Origin of the sequence: Bacillus luti (assembly GCF_001884105.1) — a bacterium.
Classification (GTDB): Bacteria; Bacillota; Bacilli; order Bacillales; family Bacillaceae_G; genus Bacillus_A; species Bacillus_A luti.
Genome location: NZ_MACI01000095.1, coordinates 157338 through 173863 on the forward strand (window position 1 = coordinate 157338; position 16526 = coordinate 173863).

Sequence of the window (16526 nt, forward strand, 5' to 3'; positions counted from 1 at the left end):
AAGAGTTATGAAATTACGTGCAAACCGTGTAGGCGAGCAAATGAAAAAAGAATTAGGCGACATCATCAGTCGTAAAATTAAAGATCCACGTGTCGGATTTGTTACTGTAACAGATGTACAAGTGAGTGGAGATTTACAAATTGCTACAGTGTATATTTCTGTTTTAGGTGATGAAGAACAGAAAGAAAGTACGCTAAAAGGTTTAGCGAAGGCAAAAGGCTTCATTCGTTCAGAAATTGGCCAACGTATTCGTCTTCGTAAAACGCCGGAAATTTCCTTTGAATTTGATGAATCTATCGGATATGGTCATCGAATTGATACACTTTTACATGAAATTAATAAAGAAGGTAAACGTGAAGAATAATGGATAGACATTTGTCTATCCATTTTTTCAATGTAAAATAAGTTTTAGGTAATGACTATGAAAGAATTACGATGAGGTGAACATATATGGAAGGTGTAGTACTATTACATAAGCCAAAGGGCATGACATCACATGATTGTGTATTTAAATTAAGAAAGATATTGCGTGAAAAACGAATTGGTCATACAGGAACATTAGATCCAGATGTAACAGGAGTATTACCTATTTGTGTTGGACGAGCGACGAAGATTGCGCAATTTTTAACAAGTGAAACGAAAACGTATGAAGGTGAAGTGACACTAGGTTTTTCAACAACAACTGAAGATGCTTCGGGTGAAGTTGTGGAAACGAAAAATGTAGATCGTGTTATTACTCGTAAGGAAGTGGAAGAGGTTCTTGCGGCATTAACAGGTACGATTGAACAAATGCCTCCGATGTTTTCGGCTGTAAAAGTTAATGGGAAAAAATTATATGAATATGCAAGAGCAGGACAAGAGGTTGAACGTCCAGTTCGTACAATTACAATTCATGAATTTGTATTACTAGATGACCGTGAAGTTTTTGAAGGAGAAAATATTTCATTCCGTTTCCGTGTAACATGTAGTAAAGGGACGTATGTAAGAACGCTCGCAGTAATGATCGGAGAAAAACTTGGTTTTCCATCACATATGTCTCACCTTGTAAGAACAGCATCTGGTGAATTTTTATTAGAAGATTGCATATCATTTGAAGAAATTGAAGAAAACGTGCAAAATGGAACAGTAGAGTCTATCTTCATTTCAATTGATGAAGCGTTAAGCAAGTTCCCGAAAATGGTTGTAGATGAAAAGCAAGCAGAAAAAATAAAGAATGGTATGTTCTTAAAAAATGAATTGCAGATAACGGCGCCATTTATAACAGTGTTTGATAAAAACGATCGCTGCCTTGCAATTTATGAGCACCATCCAAAACACCCTGGTATGCTAAAGCCGATGAAAGTACTTGTGAATAATCAAGAACTAAAGCTATAATGAATTATTGGAAGGATTATTACAGAAAAAGGTGAATTCAAGCGTGAAACTTATTCATTTAACTCATCCACATGAACAAAATAAATTAGAATTACCACCTACTGTAATGGCATTAGGATTTTTTGATGGCATTCATTTAGGACATCAATGTGTGATTCGAACTGCGAAGCAAATAGCAGATGAACGGGGATACAAAAGTGCAGTGATGACATTTTATCCGCATCCATCTGTTGTTTTAGGTAAAAAAGAAGCGCATGCCGAGTATATTACACCAATGTGTGATAAAGAAAAAATAGTCGAGAACTTAGGAATCGATATATTATATGTTGTTAAATTTGACGAATCATTTGCAGGCTTATTGCCACAACAATTTGTAGATGATTATATTATTGGTTTAAATGTAAAGCATGTAGTAGCAGGATTTGATTATTCATATGGACGTTTAGGAAAAGGAAAGATGGAGACTTTACCATTTCATGCAAGAGGGGAGTTTACACAGACTGTGATTGAAAAAGTTGAATTTCAAGAAGAGAAAGTAAGTTCTACAGCATTACGAAAGTTAATTCGAAATGGCGAAATGGAACAAATTCCATCTATTTTAGGTAGAGCGTATACAGTAGGGGGAACGGTTGTACACGGTGACAAACGTGGACGTCAAATTGGTTTTCCGACAGCTAATGTAGGTTTAAGTGATGAGTATCTATTACCACCTGTAGGTGTTTATGCAGTGAGATTAAAAGTTCACGATGAATGGTACGATGGTGTATGTAATATTGGATATAAACCAACCTTTAAAGAAGATGAGCGTCAATTATCTATTGAAGTGCACTTATTTGAATTTAACAAAGACATATATGATCAAAATGTTACAGTAGAGTGGCATATGCGTATAAGAGAAGAGAAGAAATTCAATGGCATCGATGAGTTAGTTGAACAAATCGCAAAAGATAAGAAAACAGCACAAGAATATTTTACGAACGAAAAGAATATACTTGCTTTTTCAAATGAAAAGTAGTATTCTATGTTATGTACTTTATGACAACCATTGCTTGGCATTGCGACTCACCGACGCTTGCTAGGTAATTGGGGGTTTAATTATTAGGAGGTGAAATAGGATGGCTTTAACACAAGAGCGTAAAAATGAAATCATTGCACAATTTAGAACTCATGAGACTGATACTGGTTCTCCAGAGGTTCAAATTGCTGTCCTAACGGAGCAAATTAACACTCTAAACGAGCACTTACGTACTCACAAGAAAGATCATCATTCACGTCGTGGTCTATTAAAGATGGTTGGTAAACGTCGTAACTTACTAACTTACCTTCGTAATAGCGATATCACACGTTACCGTGAATTAATCACAAAGCTTGGCTTACGTCGATAGTCAGAGAAGCGGGAATATTCCCGCTTTTTTGTTAGGTAAAAATATATCTTCTACTCTTTATAGCTTACTTCATTTTCGGTAATACTAGAGGTAGAATATTGTGATATACTATCCATTTACATAGAAGAATTGAATACTTTAAATTGAGAGGGGTACTTAAATGAGTCAAGAAAAGCAAGTCTTCTCGATAGATTGGGCTGGTCGTCAGCTAACAGTTGAAACAAGTCAGCTTGCAAAGCAAGCGAACGGGGCAGTATTAGTAAGATATGGCGATACAGCGGTTCTATCTACAGCAACTGCATCAAAAGAAGCTAAAAATGTAGATTTCTTCCCACTTACAGTAAACTATGAAGAGCGTTTATATGCAGTCGGAAAAATTCCTGGCGGTTTCATTAAACGTGAAGGTCGTCCAAGTGAAAAAGCAATTTTGGCAAGTCGTTTAATCGACCGTCCAATTCGTCCACTTTTCGCAGATGGTTTCCGTAACGAAGTACAAGTTGTTAGCATTGTAATGAGTGTTGATCAAGATTGTTCTTCTGAAATGGCAGCTATGCTTGGTTCTTCATTAGCGTTATCGATTTCAGATATTCCATTTGAAGGTCCAATCGCGGGTGCAACAGTTGGTCGTATTAACGGCGAATTCGTTATCAACCCAACAGTAGAACAGCAAGAACAAAGTGATATTCACCTTGTTGTAGCTGGTACGAAAGATGCAATTAACATGGTTGAAGCAGGAGCAGATCAAGTGCCTGAGGAAACGATGTTAGAAGCAATTATGTTTGGTCATGACGAAATTAAACGTCTAATTGCATTCCAAGAAGAGATTGTACAAGCTGTAGGTAAAGAGAAAACAGAAGTGAAACTTTATGAAGTTGACGCTGATCTTAATCAAGCTGTACGTGAAATGTCTGAGAAGGATATGCATTCTGCAATTCAAGTACATGAGAAACATGCACGTGAAGATGCAATTAACGCAGTGAAAAAGCGTGTAATTGAGCATTACGAAGCGCAGGAAGCTGACGCTGATACATTAGGACAAGTAAATGAGATTTTATATAAAATTGTAAAAGAAGAAGTACGTCGTCTTATTACAGTTGAAAAAATCCGCCCAGATGGCCGTAAAGGTGACGAAATCCGTCCATTAGCATCAGAGGTTGGTATTTTATCTCGTACACACGGTTCTGGTTTATTCACACGTGGACAAACACAAGCATTAAGTATTTGTACATTAGGTGCATTAGGCGATGTGCAAATTTTAGATGGTCTTGGTGTAGAAGAATCAAAACGCTTTATGCACCATTACAATTTCCCATCATTTAGTGTTGGTGAAACAAGACCAATGCGTGGACCAGGTCGTCGTGAAATCGGTCACGGTGCACTAGGAGAACGTGCTCTTGAGCCTGTAATTCCATCTGAAAAAGATTTCCCATACACAGTACGTCTTGTATCTGAAGTTTTAGAATCAAATGGTTCTACTTCACAAGCAAGTATTTGTGGTAGTACTTTAGCAATGATGGATGCTGGTGTTCCACTTAAAGCTCCAGTTGCAGGTATTGCAATGGGTCTAGTTAAATCAGGTGAGCATTACACAATTTTATCTGATATTCAAGGTATGGAAGATCATTTAGGTGATATGGACTTTAAAGTAGCAGGTACAGCACAAGGTGTAACTGCACTACAAATGGACATTAAAATCGATGGTCTATCTCGTGAAATTTTAGAAGAGGCATTGCAACAAGCGAAAGTTGGTCGTGTGCATATTCTAAATCATATGTTATCTGTTATTGCAGAGCCACGCACTGAATTATCAGCGTACGCTCCAAAGATTATTACAATGACAATTAACCCAGATAAAATCCGTGACGTTATCGGACCAAGCGGTAAACAAATCAATAAAATTATTGAAGAAACTGGCGTTAAAATTGACATCGAGCAAGATGGTACAGTATTCATTTCTTCAATAAATCAAGAAATGAACGACAAAGCTAAGAAAATTATCGAAGATATCGTTCGCGAAGTACAAGTAGGAGAAATCTACGAAGGAAAAGTGAAACGTGTTGAGAAATTCGGTGCTTTCGTTGAATTATTCAGCGGTAAAGATGGATTAGTTCACATTTCTGAACTTGCACTTGAGCGTGTAGGTAAAGTAGAAGACGTTGTGAAAATCGGTGATGTAATTACAGTTAAAGTTATCGAGATTGACAAGCAAGGTCGCGTGAATTTATCTAGAAAAGTATTGCTAAAAGAAGAGCAAGAAAAAGAAGCTGCTAAAGAAGAAAACAAACAAGAGCAGCAATAAGTAAAAGCCAGTATAACTGGCTTTTTTTGTTATGTAAAAATATGATTTACATATATTTTTATGTCAGTATAGGTATAGTTTTCATTATAACGCTCAAATTAACAAAGATAAGAAGAAAATGTTTTTTTATATAGTTAATGGGAGGGTTTATATGAAAGTTCGTATATTGGCATACATATGTATATTCTTTTTATATGTCAGTGTAGGCTCTTATTCCGTTTTTGCACAGGATAACTTATATGAAGAAATTCAAAAGCATGCAAAACAATATGAGATTGCACCGCAAAATGCGATGATTGATAAAATATGGAAAGCAACACCTGGATATAATGGAAGACAGGTGGATATTGAAGCATCGTATAATAATATGAAAAAGCTAAAGAAATTTGATCAAAAACATCTTGAATTCAAGGAAGTATCACCAAGTGTCCATCTAGAAGATTTATCACCGGCTCCAATTTATAGGGGACATCCAAATAAAAAGATGGTGGGATTAACAATAAATGTGGCATGGGGAAATGAGTATTTGCCTCGTATATTAGAGATTTTGAAAAAACATGATGTGAAGGCGACTTTCTTTTTAGAAGGCCGTTGGGTGAAAGAAAATTTACGATTTGCAAAAATGATTGTTGATGCAAATCAAGAAGTCGGAAATCATTCTTACACACATCCAAATATGAAAACGTTAGCATCTGATGAAATACGAGATCAGTTGCAAAAAACAAATCGAATGATAGAAGTTGCTACGAATCAAAAAGTGAGATGGTTTGCCCCGCCAAGTGGCAGCTTTCGAGATGAAGTAGTGAAAATTGCAGATGATTTTCACATGGGCACGATTATGTGGACAGTAGATACAATCGATTGGAAACGACCAGAACCAGACGTACTATTGCAAAGGGTGATGCGCAAAATACATCCAGGTGCTATTGTATTAATGCATCCTACCTCTTCTACAGCAGAAGCATTAGACACAATGATTACAAAATTGAAGGAACAAGGATATAAAGTAGGGAATATAACAGAATTAATGGATGAAAAACGTGTAGATTAAATACATTTGCATGACATTCATCCTTAAACTTGTTATCATTAAATAATAGCATTTATTTAGAGAAACTGGCAGTAGGAGGAAAGTTTTTGATTAAAAAATATACTTGTAAAAATGGTGTAAGAATAGTTATGGAGAACATACCAACAGTAAGATCGGTTGCGATTGGTATTTGGATCCATGCAGGATCAAGAAATGAAAATGTAAAAAATAACGGGATTTCTCACTTCTTAGAGCACATGTTCTTTAAAGGGACAGAAACACGTAGCGCACGAGAAATTGCAGAATCATTTGATAGCATTGGTGGGCAAGTGAATGCTTTTACTTCAAAAGAATATACATGTTACTATGCGAAGGTGCTAGATGAGCATGCTAAATATGCTTTAGATGTTTTAGCTGATATGTTCTTTAATTCAACATTTGATGAAGAAGAACTGAAAAAAGAGAAGAATGTCGTATGTGAAGAAATTAAAATGTACGAAGATGCTCCAGATGATATTGTACATGATATGTTAACAAAAGCAACATATGAAACGCATCCACTTGGATATCCTATTTTAGGAACAGAAGAAACGCTTGATACGTTTACAGGTGATACGCTGCGTCAATATATAAAAGATCATTACACGCCTGAAAATGTAGTTGTATCAATTGCAGGAAATATTGATGAAGCGTTTTTACAAACAGTAGAGCAATATTTCGGTAGTTATGAAGGAACGACAAACCGTGAACAAGTACATAGCCCAATTTTCCATTTTAATAAGGTAGCACGTAAAAAGGAAACGGAACAAGCTCATTTATGTTTAGGATATAAAGGCTTGCAAATGGGACACGAAGATATTTATAACTTAATTGTATTAAATAATATTTTAGGCGGCAGTATGAGTAGTCGTTTATTCCAAGAAGTACGTGAGCAACGCGGGTTAGCCTACTCAGTATTTTCTTACCACTCTTCTTATGAAGATACAGGTATGTTAACACTGTATGGTGGAACAGGTAGTCAACAATTAGATACGCTGTATGATACAATGCAAGAAACGTTAGAGACATTGAAAAATACAGGTATTACAGAAAAAGAGCTTATCAATAGTAAAGAGCAATTAAAAGGAAACTTAATGTTAAGTTTAGAAAGTACGAATAGTCGTATGAGCCGTAATGGTAAAAATGAATTGCTTCTTCGTAAGCATCGTTCACTTGATGAGATTATTGAAAGTGTTAACACTGTAACAAAAGAAAATGTAGACGGGTTAATTCGTAACATGTTTACAGATGAGTTTTCTGCGGCACTTATTAGTCCGGATGGAAAACTTCCAAAAGGAATTAAACTATAATTGTTTTTCATAATATATTCGAAAATAACCGTACCTCTTTTAAAAAAGGTACGGTTATTTTTTTTAGCCATACAGAATAGGTACTAAATATAGATAGCTTACATGAAAAATTCGATAGGAGGAGAGTATATGCGATTAAGTGAATTAAGTGGTAAAGAGATCGTAGATTTAGAAAGAGCAGAAAAAATGGGGGTTTTAGGCTATGTGGATTTAGAGATTAATGAGGGAGATGGACAAATAGAAGCGCTTATTATACCTGCTGGAAAATGGGGAGGTTTTAAAAAGGAACCACAAGAAATAAGGGTAGCGTGGAGGCAAATTAAGAAAGTGGGACATGATATGATCCTTTGTGATATTACAGATCATTCAAATTCGAAATGAATGGCGACCATTTTGGTCGTCTTTTTTATATCTACATATAAAGCTGATAAATCATATGTGCTTTTCGTTTTTCAATCACCTAAAACTCGTACATTACATATGATGTGGAGGAAAAAGAAAAAGTAGGCACTTTTCTTATAAATGACAGAAAAAGAAGGTGAATTAGGGAATGTTGACTGAGATGCATATTGCTGTCATAGGAGGAGATGCAAGACAGCTAGAAGTAATTCGCAAGCTAGTCGAATTGGATGCAAAACTTTCATTGATAGGGTTTGATCAGTTAGATCATGGTTTCACAGGGGCAGCAAAAGAAAGTATACAAAATTTAGATTTCACTTCTGTAGATGCAATTATTTTGCCAGTTGCAGGTACAAATGCCAAGGGAGAAGTAGATACTATTTTTTCAAATGAAAAAGTTTCTATAACGAAAGAACAAATTGAAAATACACCAGAGCATTTTACTATATATTCAGGTATTGGTACGCCTTACTTGGAAAATCTCGTATCTACTACGAACCGAAAGCTAGTTAAATTATTTGATCGTGATGATGTGGCAATCTACAATTCTATTCCGACTGTAGAAGGTACATTAATGATGGTAATTCAACATACCGACTATACAATTCATGGGTCCAATGTAATGGTTTTAGGATTTGGTAGAACAGGGATGAGTGTTGCCAGAGCATTTCAATCATTAGGAGCCCACGTCAAAGTTGGAGCAAGACGATCTGAACATATTGCACGTATTACAGAAATGATGTTTTCTCCTTTCCATATGCAAGATGTTGAGAAAGAAGTAGGAAATATCGATATTGTCATTAACACAATTCCGCATCTCGTTGTAACAGCCAATGTTATTTCAAAAATGCCAGCTCATACGTTAGTAATTGATTTAGCTTCTAAACCAGGTGGTACCGACTTTAGATATGCGGAAAAAAGAGGAGTTAAAGCGTTGTTAGCACCTGGTTTGCCGGGCATTGTTGCTCCGAAAACGGCAGGGCAAATTTTAGCAAACGTTCTTTCTCAGTTATTAACAGCAGACGCAATCGCAAAGGGGGAGGAAAAGAAATGAATTTGAAAGGGAAACGAATTGGTTTCGGATTTACAGGTTCACATTGTACGTACGAGGAAGTTATGCCACACTTAGAAAAATTAATTGCTGAAGGAGCGGAAGTACGCCCTGTTGTTTCTTACACTGTTCAATCAACAAATACGAGATTTGGAGAAGGAGCAGAGTGGATTAAAAAGATTGAAGAAGTAACAGGTTTTAAGGCGATTAATTCAATCGTTGGAGCAGAACCACTTGGACCTAAAATCCCATTAGATTGTATGGTAATTGCTCCTTTAACAGGAAACTCTATGAGTAAATTTGCGAATGCAATGACAGATTCTCCTGTACTAATGGCAGCAAAGGCGACGCTGAGAAATGGCAAGCCTGTCGTATTGGCTGTTTCGACGAATGATGCATTAGGATTAAATGGTGTCAACTTAATGCGCCTCATGGCCACAAAAAACATCTACTTCGTCCCATTCGGTCAAGACGCACCAGAGAAAAAACCGAACTCAATGGTAGCTCGTATGGAGCTGCTTGAAGATACAGTATTAGAAGCACTGCAAGGGAAGCAATTGCAACCAGTTGTCGTAGAAAAATTCAGATATATGAATTAAAAAACGAAAAAAAACGGACAATTTTTGATGAAACCATCATTCTTACTGTAGAATATGATAAAATTAACGTTATTAAGATTAGAAGGGGTATTGTATACTCCTTCTGATTCTAAGTTATAGAAGGATTGGTATCTAGAAAGGGGCATAGTGATGGAAAAGCAAAAAACTTTTCATGTCGCTGTAGTTGGAGCAACCGGCGCAGTTGGTGAACAAATGTTAAATACTTTAGAGAAACGAGAATTTCCAATCGGGAAATTAACGTTACTTTCATCTAAACGATCTGCAGGTAAGAAACTTGTATTTAAAGGCGAAGAATTTACAGTTCAAGAGGCAACTCCTGAAAGTTTTGAAGGAGTAGATATCGCACTATTTAGTGCTGGTGGATCTGTATCGAAACAATTAGCGCCAGAAGCAGCAAAACGCGGTGCGATTGTTGTTGATAATACAAGTGCATTCCGTATGACAGAAAACGTGCCACTTGTTGTACCTGAAGTAAATGAAAACGACTTAAAAGAACATAATGGTATTATTGCAAATCCAAACTGTTCTACAATTCAAATGGTAGTAGCTCTTGAGCCAGTTCGTCAGCAATATGGTTTAAAACGAGTAATCGTTTCCACATACCAAGCTGTATCAGGTGCTGGTGCGGCAGCGATTGAAGAACTTCATGAACAATCACAAGCAATCTTAAATGGGGAAGAAGTTAAAGCGAATGTTTTACCTGTATCAGGTGACAAGAAGCATTTCCAAATCGCTTTTAATGCGATTCCACAGATTGATAAATTCCAAGATAATGGATTTACATTTGAAGAAATGAAAATGATTAATGAAACGAAAAAAATTATGCATATGCCAGAACTAGAAGTAGCTGCGACATGTGTACGTTTACCAGTCGTATCAGGACATTCTGAGTCTGTTTACATCGAGGTAGAAAAAGAAGGCGTAACAGTAGAAGAATTTAAGAGCTTACTTGCAAATGCGGAAGGTATTGTTCTGCAAGATAATCCAGAAGAGCAATTATATCCAATGCCAGCTACTGCAGTAGGTAAAAACGAAGTATTCGTTGGAAGAATCCGTAAAGATTTAAATAACGATAAAGGATTCCATCTTTGGGTCGTATCTGATAACTTATTAAAAGGCGCTGCATGGAATTCTGTTCAAATTGCAGAGCGCTTAGTAAAATTACAATTAGTGTAAACGGCTAAGAGAAGGTGCAAAATATGAAAATAATTGTTCAAAAATTTGGTGGCACGTCAGTCCGTGATGAAAATGGACGTAAGCATGCGCTTCATCATATAAAAAAATCGTTAGATGCGGGTTATAAAGTAGTTACTGTCGTATCTGCTATGGGTCGTAAAGGTGAACCGTATGCTACTGATACTTTGTTAAGTCTTGTAAACCAAGAGGAATCTACTATTTCTAAACGTGAGCAAGATTTATTACTATCATGCGGAGAATTAATCTCAGCAATCGTTTTCTCTAACATGTTAAATGAGAACGGTATAAAAGCAGCAGCATTAAATGGTGCGCAAGCTGGTTTTGTAACAAATGATGATTTTACAAATGCTAAAATTATTGAAATGAACTGCGATCGTGTACATGAAGAGTTACAAAATGTAGATGTAATCGTTGTTACAGGATTCCAAGGACAAACGAAAAAAGGTGATACGACAACACTTGGACGCGGTGGTAGCGATACTTCAGCTTCAGCATTAGGTGTTGCGCTTCATGCTGAATATATCGATATCTTCACAGATGTAGAAGGTGTTATGACTGCGGATCCTCGTATTGTAAAAGATGCACGCCATCTTCAAACTGTAACGTACAATGAAATTTGTAACATGGCTTATCAAGGTGCAAAGGTCGTTCATCCACGTGCAGTTGAAATTGCGATGCATGCAAAAGTACCGCTTCGTGTACGTTCTACGTATTCTGATAGTGAAGGTACTCTCATTTCAGCATCTGATGGTGCTACAAAAGGCCGTGATGTAGAAGAACGTCCTGTTACAGGTATCGCTCATGTATCTAATGTGACGCAAATTAAAGTGCTTGCAAAAGAAACGGCATATGATTTGCAACAGCATGTGTTTAAAGAAATGGCGAACGAAGGAATCAGTGTTGATTTAATTAACATTTCACCTACTGGTGTAGCTTATACAGTGAGTGATAATGTATCAAATCGTGCAGTTGAATTATTAAAAAACCTTGGATATGAGCCGATTGTGACAGAGCATTGTGCAAAAGTATCTATTGTAGGAGCTGGAATGGCAGGGTACCCAGGGGTTACTGCGAAAATCGTTACAGCTTTAGCGGAAAAAGGTATTCAAATTCTGCAATCAGCAGATAGTCATACAACAATTTGGGTTCTTGTAAAAGAAGTCGATTTAGTGGAGGCTGTAAATGCATTACATAGTGCATTTGAGCTTTCAAAAGAAAAGCAACTGGAACAGTAAGGAGTGAGACCATGATAGATTTTGGGACAATTGCAACTGCGATGGTAACTCCGTTTGATATAAACGGGAATATCGATTTTGCAAAGACAACGAAATTGGTAAATTATTTAATTGATAACGGTACAACAGCAATCGTGGTAGGAGGAACGACAGGAGAATCTCCTACATTAACTTCAGAAGAAAAAGTAGCGTTATATCGCCATGTCGTATCTGTTGTCGATAAAAGGGTGCCCGTAATCGCTGGAACAGGTAGCAATAATACGCATGCTTCTATTGAATTAACTAAAAAGGCAACAGAAGTTGGTGTTGATGCAGTAATGCTAGTAGCGCCGTATTATAACAAGCCGAGTCAAGAAGGAATGTATCAGCATTTTAAAGTGATTGCTGAAAGCACGCCGCTTCCGGTTATGCTATATAACGTTCCAGGACGATCTATTGTACAAATCTCCGTTGATACAGTTGTTCGTTTATCAGAAATAGAAAACATTGTTGCGATTAAAGATGCAGGCGGCGATGTGTTGACGATGACAGCAATCATTGAAAAAACAGCGGACGACTTTGCAGTATACAGCGGTGATGATGGTTTAACGTTACCGGCTATGGTAGTTGGAGCGAAAGGGATTGTTTCTGTAGCATCTCATGTTATCGGAAATGAAATGCAAGAAATGATTACAGCATTTCAAGCAGGAGAGTTCAAAAAGGCACAAAAGTTACATCAATTACTTGTTAGAGTAACTGATTCATTATTTATGGCGCCAAGCCCAACTCCAGTAAAAACAGCGTTACAAATGGTAGGGTTAGACGTAGGTTCTGTACGTTTACCACTTCTTCCGTTAACAGAAGAAGAAAGAGTAACGTTACAATCTGTTATGCAATCTATCCCTCGTTAATAAAAAATGACCTAGTGTGAAGCTAGGTCATTTTTTTATTGATATGAAAATCTTTTCCCCTTTATTCTCATCTATGTGTTCTTATAAGATTTATATTATGCACCTGTTTAACCGCTTCTTCATTATGTATTGCAATATGTATAAGAAAATAATCATACACCTTTAAGGGCAGCAAAAAATCATAGCTATTATAGAATAAACATTTGTATAAACGTAATAAACTACTGCTTCTATTTTTCAGAGTAATTGTCTCGAATATGACGTAATTCATAAAAAAACTTCATTTTATAAGTGTTTTTGTTCGATTCTAGAAAAATAAGTCTTGAAAATCCATATTGTGAAATTAATTTAGAGTATTTAGAGCTATTTCCTCAAAATAATATGGAGTACAAAATCGGAGTAAATATAAAGGAAATTCGTTCGATATTTTTGTTGGAAATCCGTTCTTTTCCTTTTTCTTTCTCACGATTTAACTTGTGTTCTATTTCTTGTATCAGGTATAATATGGCTAAGTAGCTTAGTACGGGTATGCTTAGCAAAATTGGTAAAAATTATAATTTGGTTAAATTTTCATATCATATCGAATAAGATATTTGATTTATATAATGAAAGAGAGGTGAAACCTGGTTTAAAAAATAAACAAGGACATGATATCGCATAACGGTAAGGACATTCGTCTTGGACGGTGAATATATGGTGGTTGCAGAGTTTCCCCTGGTGTCTCTGCAATTTTAGTGAAATCAGTGTTTGCAAGATTTTTAAACCAGGCAACAACATGAAGAGAAAAGAGAATGAGTCTGTTAAAGTATTTGCTCTTGGTGGAGTAGGTGAAATCGGGAAAAACATGTACTGTGTTGAAATTGATTCTGAAATTTTTATTGTAGATGCAGGATTAATGTTCCCAGGAGATGAAATGTTTGGAATTGATATTGTTATTCCTGATATTACATATTTAGTGGAAAATCAAGAGCGAGTAAAAGGTTTATTTATTACTCACGGTCATGAAGATCATATTGGTGGAATTGTTTACGTACTTCGTAAATTATCTATTCCAGTATATGCAACGAAATTAACGGTAGGACTTATACAAGAAAAACTTGGTGAAGCGGGCATGTTAGGCCGTGTAGACTTAAAAACAATCGACGCAAATTCAACAGTAGAGTTTAATACTACAACAGTGTCATTCTTTGGAACGACACATAGTATTCCAGATTCTGTTGGCGTTTGTTTCCATACATCAAAAGGTGCTGTCGTATATACGGGAGACTTTAAATTCGATCAAACTCCAATTGGAAATAGTGGAGCAGACCTTGGGAAAATGGCGCAAATCGGAAATGAAGGCGTACTTTGCTTATTATCTGATAGTACAAATGCTGAGCGTCCAGGCTATACAGGTTCGGAAAAAGAAGTTGGTGTAGAAATTTCTAAAGTGTTCTACGGCGCAGAAGGTCGAATTATTGTTGCTTCATTCGCATCGAATGTACACCGTATTCAACAAGTGTTTGATGCGGCTGCTGAAACGGGCAGAAAAGTAGCGGTAGTGGGACGTAGTATGGTGAAAGTAGTAGACATTGCTAGACGCCTTGGTTATTTAAATGTTCCAGAGGGTATGGTTATTTCGCTACAAGAAGTAGATAACTTCCCAGAGAAAAAGGTAGCTATTTTGACGACAGGTAGTCAAGGGGAGCCAATGGCAGCCCTTTCTAGAATGGCGAAGCAAGCGCATAAACAAATTTCAATTCGTAAAGGTGATACTGTTATTATTGCGGCTTCTCCAATTCCAGGTAATGAAATTTCTGTTTCGAAAATTATTGACTTATTATTTAGAGCTGGAGCGGAAGTAATTTATTACGGCGAAAGAAAAGTACACGTTTCAGGTCATGGTAGTCAAGAAGAATTAAAATTAATGTTAAATTTAATGAAACCGAAGTATTTTGTACCCGTACATGGTGAGTTCCGTATGCAAAAAGCACATGCATATTTAGCTGAAGATGTAGGTATTGCAAGAGAAAATATCTTTATTGTAGAAAAAGGCGATGTAATTGCTTTTGGTGACGATGAAGCAAACTTAGTTGGCAAAGTACAAGCTGGTAATGTATTAATCGATGGATTAGGTGTAGGTGACGTTGGTAATATTGTACTTCGAGATAGAAAGATGTTATCTCAAGATGGAATATTAGTAGTTGTTGTAACACTTGGTAAAGATGAAAAGAAAATAATCTCTGGTCCAGAAATTATTTCACGTGGTTTTGTATACGTTCGTGAATCAGAGGCGTTAATTGACAGATCTACAGAGATTGTACGCATGATTGTTGAGCAATCAATTAAAGAGTATTCGATTGAATGGTCTATGTTAAAACAAAATATTCGTGAATTATTAGGTCAGTTCTTGTACGAAGAGACAAAGAGAAAACCTATGATTTTACCGATTATTATGGAAGTTTAAAAAAGGTCACCTTTACGGGTGATCTTTTTTCTTTTCCAACTCCGTCGAATGAAATTTATAACTTAAGAAATAATAGTGATATACGAGTGAAAGGGGATGCGATATGACAGAACGTGAGCGTAATGCAAATGAAGAGAAAGAAGCTGAGCCAAAAGAAACGGGGAAAGAAGCTTCGATAGTAGAGAAAATTCAACAGCTTGGACAAACGAATGTGCCACAAATGAACGAATCACGTATTCATTGTTTAACAATCGTTGGGCAAGTGGAAGGTCATGTTCAGTTACCTCCGCAAAACAAAACAACAAAATATGAGCACATCATTCCGCAAATTGTCGCGATTGAACAAAATCCGAAAATTGAAGGTTTACTTTTAATATTGAACACAGTTGGAGGTGACGTTGAAGCTGGGCTAGCAATTTCTGAAATGGTAGCTTCGCTTTCAAAGCCAACGGTATCTCTTGTTTTAGGTGGGGGGCACTCTATTGGTGTGCCAATCGCTGTTTCTACTGATTATTCATTTATTGCGGAAACTGCGACGATGACGATTCATCCAATTCGTCTAACCGGTCTTGTTATAGGTGTACCACAAACATTTGAGTATTTGGATAAAATGCAAGAAAGAGTCATTCGATTTGTGACGAAGCATTCGAAAGTAACGGAAGATCGTTTTAAAGAGCTGATGTTTGCGAAGGGGAATTTAACGCGGGATATTGGGACGAATGTAATTGGTGGAGATGCAGTGAAGTATGGACTTATAGATGATGTTGGTGGTATTGGCAGTGCACTTCGAAAATTAAATGAATTAATAGATGCACGCATGGATAATAATGCTGAAGGGACAATGCTACAATGATTTTATATACAATTATGCCAGAGCAACTTGTGTATCCAGCCGATTATTCACAGTGTGAAAGTCAAAAAGTTGTAAATATAAATGGTGTGGAATTAATGGTTTCTGAAGAGGAACATGGGTGTTATTCTATTGTACGCGTGTTAAGTACGAATCCTTTTGATTACTTAGATTATGAGCCTGGACAGAAAATAACCTTTTAGCAAAAAGAAGGATTTTGCTTAGAAGCTATGGTATAATATAAAAAACAAGACGGTTGAGCAGCCATGAGTAGGCTGCTTTCTTCTGTTTATTTAGCATTTTACAGGAAGTGTAAAAATAGAAGATATAAAGACCTGAAAAAATAGAGAAAACAGACATATAAGTAGGGCTTTTTAGAAGGAAGTTTTTCTTATATGCAG

Annotated in this window: 16 protein-coding genes; all 16 read left to right on the top strand. The window is 36.4% G+C overall.

Translation table 11 applies throughout. The annotated features are described in order from the left end of the window. Positions 1–7: 7 nt before the first annotated feature. The 16 genes from rbfA to BAQ48_RS25645 all read left to right on the top strand — a co-directional run bounded on the left by rbfA (position 8) and on the right by BAQ48_RS25645 (position 16328). Positions 8–364 (top strand): 30S ribosome-binding factor RbfA, encoded by a 357-nt coding sequence (gene rbfA / locus BAQ48_RS25565; RefSeq protein WP_000776443.1) that lies wholly within the window; start codon positions 8–10, stop codon positions 362–364. A gap of 86 nt (positions 365–450) precedes the next feature. Continuing rightward, positions 451–1374, top strand: a complete 924-nt coding sequence (gene truB, locus BAQ48_RS25570; protein ID WP_000399353.1) for a tRNA pseudouridine(55) synthase TruB — start codon at positions 451–453, stop codon at positions 1372–1374. A gap of 43 nt (positions 1375–1417) precedes the next feature. Continuing rightward, complete coding sequence (ribF, locus tag BAQ48_RS25575) at positions 1418–2389, top strand: bifunctional riboflavin kinase/FAD synthetase (protein ID WP_071713239.1); 972 nt, start codon at positions 1418–1420, stop codon at positions 2387–2389. Positions 2390–2489: 100 nt separating this feature from the next. Further along, positions 2490–2759, top strand: a complete 270-nt coding sequence (gene rpsO / locus BAQ48_RS25580) for a 30S ribosomal protein S15 (protein ID WP_001229392.1) — start codon at positions 2490–2492, stop codon at positions 2757–2759. 160 nt (positions 2760–2919) lie between these two features. After that, positions 2920–5058, top strand: coding sequence for a polyribonucleotide nucleotidyltransferase (gene pnp / locus BAQ48_RS25585; protein WP_071713240.1), 2139 nt, complete (start codon positions 2920–2922; stop codon positions 5056–5058). Between the two features lie 151 nt (positions 5059–5209). Continuing rightward, positions 5210–6109 carry a polysaccharide deacetylase family protein gene (locus BAQ48_RS25590; RefSeq protein ID WP_071713241.1) on the top strand — a complete coding sequence of 300 codons (900 nt, stop codon included), beginning with the start codon at positions 5210–5212 and terminating at the stop codon, positions 6107–6109. Positions 6110–6195: 86 nt separating this feature from the next. Continuing rightward, positions 6196–7437 (top strand): M16 family metallopeptidase, encoded by a 1242-nt coding sequence (locus BAQ48_RS25595; RefSeq protein WP_000593010.1) that lies wholly within the window; start codon positions 6196–6198, stop codon positions 7435–7437. 129 nt (positions 7438–7566) lie between these two features. After that, positions 7567–7818, top strand: a complete 252-nt coding sequence (locus tag BAQ48_RS25600; protein WP_001239744.1) for a YlmC/YmxH family sporulation protein — start codon at positions 7567–7569, stop codon at positions 7816–7818. Positions 7819–7987: 169 nt separating this feature from the next. Beyond that, entirely contained in the window at positions 7988–8890 is a 903-nt protein-coding gene (gene dpaA / locus BAQ48_RS25605) for a dipicolinic acid synthetase subunit A (protein ID WP_071713242.1), read from the top strand. Then, on the top strand, positions 8887–9486 hold the full coding sequence (gene dpaB / locus BAQ48_RS25610; RefSeq protein WP_001049480.1) for a dipicolinate synthase subunit B: 600 nt from the start codon (positions 8887–8889) through the stop codon (positions 9484–9486). The genes dpaA and dpaB overlap by 4 nt, the downstream gene beginning before the upstream one ends. Before the next feature lie 150 nt (positions 9487–9636). Further along, positions 9637–10683, top strand: coding sequence for an aspartate-semialdehyde dehydrogenase (gene asd, locus BAQ48_RS25615; protein WP_000414854.1), 1047 nt, complete (start codon positions 9637–9639; stop codon positions 10681–10683). A gap of 23 nt (positions 10684–10706) precedes the next feature. Next, positions 10707–11939: an aspartate kinase gene (gene dapG / locus BAQ48_RS25620; RefSeq protein ID WP_071713243.1), complete on the top strand. Its 1233-nt coding sequence runs from the start codon at positions 10707–10709 to the stop codon at positions 11937–11939. 11 nt (positions 11940–11950) lie between these two features. Next, positions 11951–12829, top strand: coding sequence for a 4-hydroxy-tetrahydrodipicolinate synthase (gene dapA, locus BAQ48_RS25625; protein WP_071713244.1), 879 nt, complete (start codon positions 11951–11953; stop codon positions 12827–12829). A 775-nt stretch (positions 12830–13604) separates the two neighbouring features. Beyond that, positions 13605–15275: a ribonuclease J gene (locus tag BAQ48_RS25635; RefSeq protein WP_071713246.1), complete on the top strand. Its 1671-nt coding sequence runs from the start codon at positions 13605–13607 to the stop codon at positions 15273–15275. A 103-nt stretch (positions 15276–15378) separates the two neighbouring features. Continuing rightward, entirely contained in the window at positions 15379–16128 is a 750-nt protein-coding gene (tepA, locus tag BAQ48_RS25640) for a translocation-enhancing protein TepA (RefSeq protein WP_071713247.1), read from the top strand. Next, a complete protein-coding gene (locus tag BAQ48_RS25645) occupies positions 16125–16328 on the top strand; it encodes a YlzJ-like family protein (protein ID WP_071713248.1) in 204 nt (67 codons plus the stop codon). Before tepA ends, BAQ48_RS25645 begins: the two co-directional genes overlap by 4 nt. Positions 16329–16526: the final 198 nt, after the last annotated feature.

Coding starts and splice junctions, on each gene's coding strand:
- BAQ48_RS25635 (WP_071713246.1), top strand. CDS start 13,605: ATGAAGAGAAAAGAGAATGAGTCTGTTAAAGTATTTGCTCTTGGTGGA.
- rbfA (WP_000776443.1), top strand. CDS start 8: ATGAAATTACGTGCAAACCGTGTAGGCGAGCAAATGAAAAAAGAATTA.
- BAQ48_RS25645 (WP_071713248.1), top strand. CDS start 16,125: ATGATTTTATATACAATTATGCCAGAGCAACTTGTGTATCCAGCCGAT.
- tepA (WP_071713247.1), top strand. CDS start 15,379: ATGACAGAACGTGAGCGTAATGCAAATGAAGAGAAAGAAGCTGAGCCA.
- dapA (WP_071713244.1), top strand. CDS start 11,951: ATGATAGATTTTGGGACAATTGCAACTGCGATGGTAACTCCGTTTGAT.
- truB (WP_000399353.1), top strand. CDS start 451: ATGGAAGGTGTAGTACTATTACATAAGCCAAAGGGCATGACATCACAT.
- BAQ48_RS25590 (WP_071713241.1), top strand. CDS start 5,210: ATGAAAGTTCGTATATTGGCATACATATGTATATTCTTTTTATATGTC.
- asd (WP_000414854.1), top strand. CDS start 9,637: ATGGAAAAGCAAAAAACTTTTCATGTCGCTGTAGTTGGAGCAACCGGC.
- BAQ48_RS25600 (WP_001239744.1), top strand. CDS start 7,567: ATGCGATTAAGTGAATTAAGTGGTAAAGAGATCGTAGATTTAGAAAGA.
- rpsO (WP_001229392.1), top strand. CDS start 2,490: ATGGCTTTAACACAAGAGCGTAAAAATGAAATCATTGCACAATTTAGA.
- dpaA (WP_071713242.1), top strand. CDS start 7,988: ATGTTGACTGAGATGCATATTGCTGTCATAGGAGGAGATGCAAGACAG.
- dapG (WP_071713243.1), top strand. CDS start 10,707: ATGAAAATAATTGTTCAAAAATTTGGTGGCACGTCAGTCCGTGATGAA.
- dpaB (WP_001049480.1), top strand. CDS start 8,887: ATGAATTTGAAAGGGAAACGAATTGGTTTCGGATTTACAGGTTCACAT.
- pnp (WP_071713240.1), top strand. CDS start 2,920: ATGAGTCAAGAAAAGCAAGTCTTCTCGATAGATTGGGCTGGTCGTCAG.